Raw genomic sequence first — 12690 nt, 5'->3', positions numbered from 1 at the left:
GACATGCAAACCGAGCTCGCCCCCGAATTCCGCGGCACCGACGAAGGCCGCGAAGCCGAAGCCATCCTGCGCAAGTGCGTGCACTGCGGCTTCTGCACCGCCACCTGCCCCACCTACCAGCTGCTCGGCGACGAGCTCGACGGCCCGCGCGGGCGCATCTACCTCATCAAGCAGGTGCTCGAAGGCAAGGCGCCGACGCGCAGCACGCAGCTGCACCTCGACCGCTGCCTGACCTGCCGCAACTGCGAGAGCACCTGCCCGAGCGGCGTGCAGTACGGCAACCTCGTCGACATCGGCCGCAGGATCGTCGACGAGAAGGTGCCGCGCCCCGCGATGGAGTCGGCGCAGCGCTGGCTGCTGAAAGAGGGCCTACCGTCGCCGCTGTTCGGCCCGGCGATGAAGCTCGGCCAGTCGGTGCGCGGCGTCTTGCCCGAGGCGTTGAAAGCCAAGGTGCCCGCCAGGCAGGATGCCGGCGCCTGGCCCACCGCCACGCACGCGCGCAAGGTGCTGATGCTCGCGGGCTGCGTGCAGCCGTCGATGATGCCGAACATCAACAGTGCCACTGCACGCGTGCTCGACGCGGCCGGCATACAGGCGGTGATCGCACCCGAGGCCGGCTGCTGCGGCGCGGTGAAGTTCCACCTCAACGACCAGGACGGAGGCAAGGCGCAGATGCGCGCCAACATCGATGCGTGGTGGCCTTTCGTGGAGCGCAACGAGGTGGAGGCCATCGTGATGAACGCTTCGGGCTGTGGTGTCACCGTGCGCGAGTACGGCCACATCCTACAGCACGACGCGGCCTACGCGCTGAAGGCGGCACGCATCAGCGAGCTCACGCGCGACCTGAGCGAATTGCTGCCGGACCTCGTGCCTGCCCTGAAGGCCCGCGTGCGCGCGCCGCAGGGCGTGGTGGCCTACCACCCGCCGTGCACGCTGCAGCACGGCCAGAAGCTGCGCGGCGGCGTCGAGACGCATCTGCGCGCGCTGGGCTTCGACATCCGCGTGGCAATGAACGAATCGCACCTGTGCTGCGGCTCGGCTGGCACCTACTCGGTGCTGCAGCCCGAGCTGGCCTATCCGCTGCGCGACCGCAAGCTCGGCCACCTGGAGCAGCTGCAGCCGAGTGTCATCGCCTCGGCCAACATCGGCTGCATCACGCACCTGCAAAGCGGCAGCCGGGAGACGCCCGTGCGGCACTGGGTGGAACTGCTGGACGCGGCGCTGGCGGCGGCCTGATCGCACACCGAAGAGCGCTCTGGTCCGACTCGCGCCATGGCAATTCGCGCCGCATCATGGCAGCACCGATTTTTCCAAGGAGCAAGCCTCATGTCTTCTGTTCAAGCAGCTTCCATCGTTCCGAAGAAGCACCTGCGGCACGCCCTGCTGGCGCTGGCTTGCGTGGCCGCTGCCGTTGGCGTGCAAGCCCAGTCGGCCATGCCGCAATGGAAGGGCGAGGGCGCGGTGCGCTATGTCTGCGGCGGCATCGGCTCGGACGAATCGACCGCCATGCGCGCGGCCATGAAGGAGCATCCTCTGGCGCTGCTCTTCGCGCGCTCCGACGGTGCCTACCTGACGGATGTCCAGGTCGACATCAAGGGCGCCGACGGAGCGCCTTCGCTGGGCCTGCGCGCCAGCGGGCCGGTCTGCCTGATCGACCTGCCGGCGGGCCGCTACACCATCGACGCTGCCATGGCCGGCAGTGCCAAGAGCCAGACGGTGACGGTGGGCGGCGGTTCGAAGACCGTCGATTTCAGGTTCTGAACTCCCGGTGCGCTCAGGGCGTGCCGCAGTGCAGCGGCAAGCTCAGCCAGAACGTGGTGCCCACGCCCGGTGCGCTCTGCGCCTCGATGCGCCCGCCGTGCTGCTGCACGACCGCGCGCACCACTGAAAACCCAAGGCCCATGCCGCGTGCGGCGGGCATCGGGGCAGGCGCGGCGGCAGCCTGATCTTCCTTGTGCATGGCAAGGCGCTGGCCGCGCGGCGTGGTCAGCAGGGTCTGCAGTTGCGAAGGTGTCATGCCCGAGCCTTCGTCGCTGACGGTGATGCGAACAACGCTTCCACCGGGGCTCTGGAGATCGGGCATGGCCTCCATGCGCAGGCTCACGCAGCCGCCCTGGCTGCTGTGGCGGATGGCGTTGTTCAGCAGGTTCACGATGGCGCGCGTCAGCAGCGCGCCGTCGGCCCGGATCGTTGTTTCATCGGTTTCGTCGAGCCCTGTCTCCACGCGCACGCCATGGGTCCGGGCGTAGGGCCACACCTGATCCCGCGCGTCGAGCAGCACCGTGCCGACATGCGTTTCCGCAAAGCGGTAGTCGTTCGACCCGGCCTCGGTGTAGTCCATGAAACCCTCGGCCAGCGCGAGTGTGCATTCCGCTTCCCGGCGGATCGCCCGCAGCAGATCCGCCGGCGCCGGTGCCGCGTCCGTCTCGGCGTCATGCATCGACAACAGGCTGAGGATGGTGATCTGCGGGCTGCGCAGGTCGTGGGACAGAAAGCGCCGCCATTCATCGCGCTGGCGCTGGGCTTCGCGCTCGGCGGTGAGTTCGGGCAGTGCCACCACCCAGCCCCGCTCGTCACGCGCCGCGGCGCCGAAGGGCGCGGCCTCGAACTGGAACACGTGCGCCTCGGTGGTCTGGTATTCGCCGCGCAGGCGCACGGTCCAGTGGGGGTGTTCCGCCGCCATCGCTGCATCGGCTTGCACCGTGGTCGCCAGGGTCGCGAGCAACCTGGGCAGCGACACACCCCTGAGTGCCGCTGCCTCGCCGTCGCGCGAAGGCGGCGCACCGGCGCGCAACAGGCGAAAGGCCGCGGCGTTGCTCGATCCGATGCGCCCGTCTTCGTCGCAGATCAGCATGGCGACGGGCACGGTGTGCATGGCTTCGTCCATCAGCTTCTGCATGCGCTGGACACGGGCAATGGCCCGGTCCAGGGCCTGCTTGGGTTGCTGCGCGGAATCGGCCGCCGCAGGCGCGAGGGCCGGGAGCATCTCGAAGGCGCCGGCCGGAAGCATGTCCAGCGCCTGGGCGCGCTCGCGGAGAAAGGCGAACTGAGACTCCAGCCGCCGCCAGCTCCACAGCAGGTAGAGGATGGCGAGCCCCGATATGGGGGCCGCCGGAGGCAGCCACCAGTGCCGCGCGAGCATGGCGGCGATGCTGAGCAGCAGGCAGGTCGCGGCCAGGCTGAAGGCGACCGGCAAGGCGTGGTGCGCCATGCGGATCAGCAGCCACAGCGCGATCCAGATCGGCACCACCGTCCATGCCGCATAGGCGAGTGGCGGCAGCACGCTGATGTTGCGCGCATGAAGCAGGTTGTCGATCGCATTGGCGTGCACCTCGACGCCGGACAGCACGCCCCGGACGCCCGCATGGGGTGCCAGCGTCTGGTCGCCGAGGCCCGGGGCCGTGGCGCCGATGAGCAGCAGCTTGCCCTGCAGCAGCGCATCGGGCACTTCCCCACGCAGTGCGCTCACATACGACACCGTGCGGTAGCTGCCGCGCGGGCCGGCGAACAGCAGGCGCAGCGGGTCCTCGCGCACCCAGGTGCCGGACGATGCCGCTGGGGGATCTTGCGGCGGGACGCGGCCCGTCATGAGCGCCCCCACATAGGGCTGCAGGTGCCCGGCGTATCCCTCGCGCAGGTACAGCGTGCGCGCCACCCCGTCGGAATCCGGCGTCAGGCCCGCATGGCCGACGCCCCTGGCGCGTTCGGCGAATGCCGCGAGCGGCGGCAGGAAGCCCGGCCAGTTCTCGCTCATCGACGCCAACGGCGGGGCATGCAGCAGCGGCAGGTAGACCGGCAGCTTGCCCATGGCTTGCGCCAGCCGCTCGTCATCCCGCGGGTTGATGCTGGGCTCGGTCAGGAAAAGATCCAGCAGCACCGCGCGCGGTGCATGGGGCGCCAGTCGCTCCAGCAGCCGGGCGTGGGTTTCCCTGGACCAAGGCCAGCGGCCGAGTTCGCCCAGGCTGCGTTCGTCGATCGCGATGATCATGATGTCGGGCGTCGCGGTGTGCGATGCAAGGCGCAGCATCCGGTCATGGATCGAGGCATCGATCTGCGTCACGATGGGGCGCTGCGCCAGTCCCAGCATGGCAATGGGTAACAGCAGCGCCATCAACAGCCGTTCGATGACGAGCCGCGTGCGCATTGCGAAGGCCCGGCTCAACGCGCGGGAATGTCGAAGCTTCCGCCGAAGCCCTGCCGGGGGCTCGCGGGTTCAGTGCTGCCCGGCTGCTGCTCGCGCACGCGCCAGTGGTAGCGGCCGCCGACCGCGAAGGGGCCCACCGTCATGCCCGTGGCGTAGACAGCCGGCTCGCTGAGCAGCAGCAGCGAGAAGTCGGCGCTGCGCGAAAGCTCGAAGGCGTAGCGCCGACCGGAAACCCCGGGCCACCGGATCTCGACGCGGCCGTCGGCTATCGGCGTGGCCGTTCCTGCGCTGCTGCCCTGTCCACTTGCACTGGATGGCGGCAGGTAGACCGTGCTGTCGCCCGGCAATCCCTCGAGCTGTGCGGCATCGAAGGCGGTGAGGCGAAGCTGGTAGAAGCCGGGCTCGATTTCGGGCGGCACGGTGAATGCGGGGCCGGTGCCGCGCTGCTCGTGCACCGGCAGCAGGACGCGCTCGTCGCGCGCGAGCTGCAACCGGTAGCCCTTGGCGTTCGCGACCGGCACGAGTTCGAGCGTCCGGTCGCCGCTTCGGGGCCCGGTGGCAGGCAGGAGCTGGGGCGCCGTCAGCAGGGTGCGCGCCTCGGCGCTGCCGTCTTCCAGCAGGACGGCGCCGTGGCCCGCGCGCAGTACGAGGGCAGGAGCTGCAGGCGCTGCGGGCCGCTGCGGGTCTTGTCGTCCTGCCGCGGCGCTCTTGCCGACCGACACTTCGCCTTCGATGACCTCGCTGGCCAGCAAGCCGCCTTCGTCGCGCACGCGGAAATGGGTGCCGCGCACGCCCAGGCCCAGCGACCGCGCACGGATCTCGAACTGCTGGCTGGGCCGCTGCTTCTGGACTTGCGACTCCACGCGCCCTTCGATGAGCCGCAGCCTGACCGTCGCGGCATCGATCGCCAGCACTTCGAGCGCGCTGCGGGAGGGCAGCACGACGCGGCTGCCGCCAGGCAGGCCCAGGGTAACGAAGGCCTCGCCGCCGGTGGTGAGGATGTCGCCCGGCTGGATCGGCATGCCGGGGGAGAGCGCCTGTTCGCCCCCGCTGCCGCCGCGGCGGCGCGAGGCCGCTCCTTCGACTGCCGTCACCACGACTGCGCCCTCGGGCACGATGCGGCCGTCCGCGAAATGCAGCACCGTGCCGGGTTGCAGCAGGCGAGGCTCGCCGACCTGGTTGCGCTGCTGCACCTCGGGCCAGCGCTGCGGTGCCTGCAGGCGCTGCCCCGTGATGCCCCAGAGTGTTTCGCCGGGCTGCACGACGTGCGGGGTCGGCTGCGACTGTGCGGACACCGCGAATGCAATGAACCAGGCGCATGCCACCAGCTGCCTGCACTGCATCGCTTGAGAATCTCCCCTCGTTCCGTGATCGCTCTTTGTCATGTCGGAATCGTTCTGGTTGGCGGGAGCATAGTCCTTGCCCCCTGCGGCACCATCAGGGTTCCTCCTGCCGGGTGGCTTCGAGCCGATAGCCGCGTCCATAGACCGTGCGCAGACTCAGCCCGCGCTCCGCCTCCAGCCCGAGCTTGCTGCGCAAGCGGTAGATGTGGCTGTCCAGCGTGCGCGACGGCAGCTCTTCGCCGCTGTAGCCGGCGCTTTCCAGCAGATGGGCGCGCGACACCACGCCGCCCATGTGCTGGAACAAGACCAGCACCAGCTTGAACTCGCGATCGGTGAGCGCATGCCGCTCGGGCGGTGCGCTGTCCGGCGGAACCGGATGGATCAGCACGTTCTGCGTGAGCCTGTCGAACTCCCATCGGCCGAAGCGCTCCTGGTCCGATTGCGCCACCGGCGAGCGCCTGGCCATCAGGCGCTGCACGCGCGCACGCAACTCCAGCGGGCGGAACGGCTTGACGATGTAGTCGTCGGCGCCGAAGTTCAGCGCCTGCACCACGTCCTGCTCCGAGGTGCGGGAACTGAGCATGAGCACGGGCACCAGGTCGTGCTGCCAGGTGCGCAGCCATTTCAGCAACTCGAGCCCTTCCAGCCCCGGCACGTTCCAGTCGAGCACCAGCAGGTCGAAGCTTTCCCGCCGCAGCACCTGCTGCAGCGCGGCGCCGTCGGTGAAGGCCGTGCACGCCACCGTCGTTTCTCCCACCGTGAACAGCTGCTCCATCGTCCGCACGAGGTGGGACAGCTGGTCGGGGTCGTCTTCGAGGATGGCGATGCGCATGGGGTCCGTTCGTTTGGCGGCGGGATTCTGACAGCGAATCGAAGGACCAAATCTGACGATTTCACACAAACCGCCGCAGTTACTCGAAGGATGCGAACAGTGTAAAAAAAATTCACAAACCGACACGAAAAGTGCCGGCAATTCTGACGAAACCTCGTGGCGTGTCCGCGCCGCGGAACCTCCCTCGACATCATCCGCGCCCTGTGCAGTGCCGGCCGGTGCTGCGATCTCGCAAAAGCCACAGTCTCCCGTGCCCGGTCATGGACGAGGTTGTGCATGCAACCTGATTGATCGAGGAAGATTGAAATGAACAAGACCTACCGGTCTGTATGGAACGAGGCACTGGGTGCCTGGGTGGCTGTGAGCGAGGTTGGGGCCGCGCGTGGAAAGAAGTGCCGCGGAGTCGGTGATGCGCGGGTGCGGGCTGCGGCACTTGCGGCGGCGTGTGCAATGAGTTCGACCGCGTGGGCGGATACGGCCATTGGTGCTAGCTTGACTTCCAATCCCGGTGGGGCCGTTTGCTCGACCAGTACCTCGCCGGCAACCTCAACTTCCACCTGGACCTGCCAAGTACCCAACGGCAGCGGGGGTTTTGCCACCATGTCCGGCATCCCGAGCACGGCGGCAGGGACTCCTGACACGTCCTTCCTTTCCACACTCATCTCGGCCAACCTGGGCGCCGGTGCGGTTCTCATTGGATCGACCACTACCTCTGCGGCAGGAAAAAATGCCATCGCGATCGGCGGCGGGGCGAAGGCAGTCAGTGAGAACGCGATCGTGATGGGTGCCCAGGCGGGAACCGGATCGACCGCCGTCTCTAACAACCAGATTGCGCTGGGCTACAGGACGGGACAGACGGTCAACGGCTCGAACAACATCGCTCTAGGCATGGATACCGGCAGCGGCGTTTCGGGGAGCAACAACATCTCCCTGGGCCAGACCTCCGGGATGTATGTCACCGGCGCAGGCAATCTCAGCATGGGTCTTGGCGCTGGCTACAGGGTCGCAGGCAGTGGAAATATCGCGTTCGGCGCGAATACCGCTCAGAGCGTGACCGGCGATCGCAACGTCGCCATCGGAGACGGTGCGGGCTACACCATCACGGCCAGCGAAACGGTGGCGCTCGGCTACTTGTCGAATGCAAGCAGGGGTGGCGGTGCGGCTCTCGGCACCCACACGTCTGTGACGGTTGCCGACGGCGTGGCTCTCGGCAGCAATTCTGTGGCCAGTACTTCTGCGAACGGTGTGGGCTTCGTTCCTGCGACCGCGGCGGCGGCCGAAAAAACCGCCATCGTGAACACCACGTTCGGGTCATTGGCTCCAGTATCGGTGGGCTCCGCTTTATCCGGCACGAGACAAATCCAATATGTGGCGGCAGGCACGGCCGACAGCGACGCGGTCAACGTGAGCCAGCTCAAGGCGGTGTCCAGCGCGGCGGCGGCAGGGGCTGTGCATTACTACAGCGTCAAATCGACCGACCAGAGTGCCGGCAGCAACTATGCCAACGACGGCGCCACGGGCGTCAATTCAATGGCTGCCGGCGTGGGGGCAACAGCAGCGACGCAGGGTTCCGTTGCGATCGGACACGGCGCCAAGACGATCCTGTCTCCTGCTTCTGTCGGCGGTATCGCGATCGGGGAATCCGCGACGGCAATGGGTTCGAATATCGCCATCGGACAAAGGGCGGGCGAATCTTCCACCTCAAGCAACAGCTACTTCATCGGTGAATCGGCGGGCCAGGGATCCAGCACGAACGGATCGATCGCGGTTGGGTACCAAGCAGCTTCGCGATCGACAGCGACCACCAGCTCCTTTTTTGGTGCGAACGCGGGCAGCGACTCCTCGGGCTACGGACTGGCCGGTTTTGGGACCTTCGCGTTGGAAGGAAGCCAGGGGGATTCAAATGCAGGCTTCGGCTATTCGGCGGGCAGTTCTTCGACCGGATCCAGCAATTCGTCCTTTGGTAGCGGCGCAGGCACGTCCGTCACGGGGAACTCCAATGTTGCGATTGGAGACTCCTCGGGCGGTGGCGTGAAGGGCGACTACAACTTTGCAGGAGGCTATGCGTCAGGCTACGGAAGCACCGGCAGTCGCAACGTCGCAATCGGCTATTTCGCGAACGTCGATGAAGCGACTGCTGCTGGTGTCACGGCCAACGATGTTGTCGCCATCGGATCCAGAGCATTGGCCGGCAAGGACAGCGCCATAGCGATCGGCACCAGCGCAAAAGCCACAGGCCTGCAGTCCATCAGCATCGGCACCGGCAACGTGGTCGGCGGCGATCATTCGGGCGCCATCGGCGACCCCAGCATCATCAACGGCGCCAACAGCTACAGCGTCGGCAACAACAACACCATTGGCGCCACCACCAGCGATGCTTTCGTGCTGGGCAACAACGTCCACCTGGGCGCCGATGCGGCCGGCGCCACGACCGCCAGCGTCAGCGGGGCCGTGGCGCTGGGCAGCGACACCAGCGTGACGCAGCCTGGCGGCGTGGCACTGGGGCAGGGGTCGGTGGCAAGCACGGCAGCGGGCATCGCGCCCTACGTTCCACCGAGCGCCGCCGCGGCACAGGCCAGCGCCATCACCTCAACCACCGGCACACTGGCGGCCGTCAGCGTGGGCGACGCGGCCAACGGCAAGTTCCGCCAGATCACCGGCGTGGCCGCCGGCGCCGCCGACAGCGATGCGGTCAACGTGAGCCAGCTCAAGGCGGTGTCCAGCGCGGCGGCGGCGGGCGCGGTGCACTACTACAGCGTGAACGACGGGGGCACGCAGCAGGGCAACTACAGCAATGGCGGCGCCACGGGACTGAACAGCCTGGCGGCGGGCGTGAATGCGACGGCGGAGGCCGCCAATTCGGTTTCCATGGGCAACGGCGCGAGCGTGGGAGCTATCGCCACCGGCGGCATCGCCATCGGCACGGGCGCGTCGGTGTCGGGGACCGTTTCCACGGGTGCGACCACGCCTTCGACGTTCTACTCGTCGATCGCCATCGGCAACAACGCGAAGTCGCATGACGCGCAGGAAGTGGTCATCGGCACCAATGCAGGTTTGAACGCCACCATGCTGGCGCAGCCGGGCTACCTGTCCGACAGCGTGATGGTCGGGGCGCAGGCGGGCACCAACTCGAAGTACCAGTATGCGACCTTCATCGGCCAGGAGGCCGGGCGCAATACCAACGGTGCCCACAACACCGCTGTCGGCCAGAACGCGATGCGTTTCATGGACGGCAGCGCCAACACGGCGCTGGGCAGCAATGCGCTGGCATCGGCCAATGCTTCGGGTCTCAATCCGGCGTCGGGGTCCAGCAATACGGGCATCGGTTCCGGGGCCGGGGTCAGCCTGCAAGGCAGCGGAAATGCCTACCTGGGCGCCTCAGCGGGGGCGGGCACGATCGGCAGCAACAATGTAGCCAGCGGCAATAGCGCCGGGGCTTCCGTCGAAGGCAGCGGCAACGTCGCGAGCGGCTACGTCGCCGGCAACAACGTGACCGGCAGCAACAATGTCGCGAGCGGCTTCCTGACGGGCATCAACGTGACCGGCGACTACAACATCGCCAGCGGTTTCATGGCCGGTACGGGCATCACCGCCAATGACACCGTGGCCATTGGCTCGCAAGCGCGGGCCTCTCAGAACAGCGCTATCGCCATCGGCAACGGCGCCCGTGCGAACGGCCTCCAGTCGATCAGCATCGGCACCGGCAACCAGGTCAATGGCGCGCATTCCGGCGCCATCGGCGACCCCAGCTATATCGACGCCGACGACAGCTACGCCATCGGCAACAACAACACCATCGCGGTCGGCGCCAACCAGAGCTTCGTGCTCGGCAACAACGTCACGGTGGCCAACGCCAACAACGTGGTGCTCGGCAACGGTAGCGCCGACAAGGCGGCCGTGCAGGTCAGCAGCGCCACGGTGCCGGGCGTGATCGCCACGCTCAATCCGGACGGCTCGGTCAGCTATGCGCCGGGGCCGTCCATCACCTACGGCAACTTTGCCGGCACCGCCGCGGGCGTGGTGAGTGTGGGCGCCCCCGGCGCCGAGCGGCAGATCGTCAACGTCGCGCCGGGCGAGATCAGCAGCACCAGCACGGATGCCATCAACGGCAGCCAGCTGTACGCGGTCGCCAGCACCGTCAATGCGCTGGGCGGCAGCATCACCACCATCGTCAACAACGCGCAGACGCACTACTACAGCGTGAACGACGGCGGCACCAGGCAGGGCAACTACGACAACAGCGGCGCGAGCGCGGCCAACAGCATTGCTGTCGGCGCGGGGGCGAGCGTCGGCTCCGGTGCGGTCAATTCGCTGGCCGTGGGCACCAATGCCAGTGCCACCACCGCCAACAGCGTGGCCGTGGGCCCGAACGCCACCGCCAGCACCGACAACAGCGTGGCGCTCGGCGCGGGCTCGACCACCGCCGCGGCCACGCCCACGGCCAGCACCACCATCCAGGGACAGACCTACGACTTCGCCGGCGCCGCGCCGGTGGGCGTGGTCAGCGTCGGCGCGCCAGGGGCCGAGCGCCAGATCCAGAACGTGGCGGCCGGCCAGATCAGCGCCACCAGCACGGACGCGATCAACGGCAGTCAGCTCTATGCAACCAACCAGGCCATCAACAACATCCAGGTCGGCGGTGCAGGCATCAAGTACTTCCACGCCAACTCGCAGGCCGCGGACTCGCAGGCGGCCGGCGCGGAGAGCGTGGCCATCGGGCCGCAGGCGATCGCGCTGGGCAACAGCGCTTTTGCGGGCGGCAGCGGCGCGCAGGCGAATGGCGCAAGCAGCATCGCGCTGGGCGCGAATGCCATCGCCACCACCAGCAGCGGCGTGGCCCTTGGCAGCGGCGCATCGGCCGACCGCGCCGGCATGAACGGGCAGCGCGAGATGTTCTCGAACGTCTCGGTGCTGTCCGCGCAGGGCGCGGTGTCGGTGGGCAGTGCAGGCAACGAGCGCCAGATCACCAACGTCGCGGGCGGCACGCAGGCCACCGATGCGGTGAACGTGCGCCAGCTGCAGGCGGTGCAGGCCGGCAGCGTGCGCTACGACACGAACGTGGATGGCAGCGTCAACTACAACAGCGTGACGATGGGCAACGGCAGCGCCGCCGGTCCGGTGGCGGTGCACAACGTGGCGCCGGGCGTGGCGCCCACCGATGCCGTCAACGTGCAGCAGCTGAACCAGTCCAGCGCGGCCAACACGGCCTACACCGATGCGCGCGTCAACGCGCTCGGCAGCGAGATCCGGGGCGTCGCGCGCAATGCCTACGCCGGCGTGGCCGCCGCCATGGCGGTGCAGATGCCCGGCACCTACGTGCCCGGCAAGACGGTGATGCGCATCGGCTATGGCGTCTTCAAGGGCGAGAGCGCGGTGGGCGTGAGCTTCCGCCGCACCTCGGAGAACAACGCATGGAGCCTGACGGGCGGCGTGGGCATGAGTCGCGCGGGAGCGGCCGCCACGGTCGGCGCCGAGTGGGTCTTCAATTGAGCGCGGGGAGAAGAGAAATCATGAATCGAACGATCTGTGGAGCTGCACTGGCAGCGGCAATGCTGGTGCTCCAGGGCTGTGCCTCGCCGGGCGCTGCCATCGACAAGGACGCGCAGGCGCGCGTCGCATCGGAACGGCCGGAGGCGCCCAGGCCCGAGGACTTTCCGGACCTTGGCAGCGCCAAGTGGAAGCAAGGCGCCTTTCCCGGCACCGACGCGTTCGCACGCATGCGCACCGGCATGGGCAAGGACCAGGTGCGCGAACTGCTGGGCTGGCCGCATTTCAGCGAAGGACTCTGGGGCGTGCGCGAGTGGAACTACATCTTCCACTTCCGCACGGGCAAGAGCGCCGACTATGTGACCTGCCAGTACATGGTGCGCTTCAGCGGCGACGGCGTGTCGACGGGCGGCTGGTGGAAGAACCCCGACTGCGCCTTGCTCGCGCAGCCGCCGGCGGCTACGCCGATTCCGGCCAGCACCAGGCTGGCGCCGCCGCAGAAGGTCACGTTGAATGCCGACGGCCTGTTCCGCTTCGACGGCTCTTCGCTGTCGGACCTTCTCCCCGACGGACAGGTGCGCATCGAGCGGCTGGCCGCCGAGCTGCGGGGCAACTTCAGGTCGCTGCACTACATCGTGGTGACGGGGCACACTGACCGGCTCGGCAGCGACGCCTACAACGAGGCGCTGTCGCTCGCCCGCGCCAACACCGTGCGCGATCTGCTGGTGAAGCAGGGCATCGACGGCAAGCTGATCCGCGCCGCGGGCATGGGCAAGCGCCAGCCGGTGGTCAGCGATTGCGAGGGCACGCGCAGTTCGCCGGCCCTGCTGCGCTGCCTGCAGCCGAACCGCCGCGTCGAGATCGACGTCGCCGGGGAGCAGTAG

Annotated in this window: 7 protein-coding genes; 4 read left to right on the top strand and 3 right to left on the bottom strand. The window is 68.1% G+C overall.

Annotated elements, in window-relative coordinates; genetic code table 11:
• The first annotated feature begins 3 nt into the window (after positions 1 to 3).
• Together glcF and ACCC97_RS12470 are read left to right on the top strand one after the other, a co-directional pair.
• Positions 4 to 1236 (top strand): glycolate oxidase subunit GlcF, encoded by a 1233-nt coding sequence (gene glcF / locus ACCC97_RS12475; RefSeq protein ID WP_413333059.1) that lies wholly within the window; start codon positions 4 to 6, stop codon positions 1234 to 1236.
• Between the two features lie 90 nt (positions 1237 to 1326).
• Positions 1327 to 1761, top strand: a complete 435-nt coding sequence (locus ACCC97_RS12470; RefSeq protein ID WP_413333057.1) for a carboxypeptidase regulatory-like domain-containing protein — start codon at positions 1327 to 1329, stop codon at positions 1759 to 1761.
• Positions 1762 to 1774: 13 nt separating this feature from the next.
• On the opposite strand, the gene ACCC97_RS12465 is transcribed toward ACCC97_RS12470, so the two are convergent.
• The 3 genes from ACCC97_RS12465 to ACCC97_RS12455 form a co-directional block, all read right to left on the bottom strand.
• Positions 1775 to 4144, bottom strand: coding sequence for a CHASE2 domain-containing protein (locus tag ACCC97_RS12465; protein ID WP_413333055.1), 2370 nt, complete (start codon positions 4142 to 4144; stop codon positions 1775 to 1777).
• Positions 4145 to 4158: 14 nt separating this feature from the next.
• Positions 4159 to 5487, bottom strand: a complete 1329-nt coding sequence (locus tag ACCC97_RS12460) for a FecR domain-containing protein (protein WP_413333053.1) — start codon at positions 5485 to 5487, stop codon at positions 4159 to 4161.
• A gap of 94 nt (positions 5488 to 5581) precedes the next feature.
• Positions 5582 to 6319, bottom strand: a complete 738-nt coding sequence (locus ACCC97_RS12455) for a response regulator transcription factor (RefSeq protein WP_007831689.1) — start codon at positions 6317 to 6319, stop codon at positions 5582 to 5584.
• Positions 6320 to 6625: 306 nt separating this feature from the next.
• On the opposite strand from ACCC97_RS12455, the gene ACCC97_RS12450 reads away from it, so the two are divergent.
• Positions 6626 to 11809, top strand: a complete 5184-nt coding sequence (locus ACCC97_RS12450) for an ESPR-type extended signal peptide-containing protein (protein WP_413333051.1) — start codon at positions 6626 to 6628, stop codon at positions 11807 to 11809.
• A gap of 20 nt (positions 11810 to 11829) precedes the next feature.
• The gene (locus ACCC97_RS12445; protein ID WP_413333049.1) at positions 11830 to 12690 is read left to right on the top strand and encodes an OmpA family protein; all 861 of its coding nucleotides are present in this window, start codon (positions 11830 to 11832) and stop codon (positions 12688 to 12690) included.

It is taken from the genome of Variovorax sp. Varisp85, assembly GCF_047304045.1.
GTDB lineage: Bacteria > Pseudomonadota > Gammaproteobacteria > Burkholderiales > Burkholderiaceae_C > Variovorax.
The sequence above is the reverse complement of the archived record's forward strand: the minus strand, read 5'-3'. Positions and strand labels throughout refer to the sequence as shown.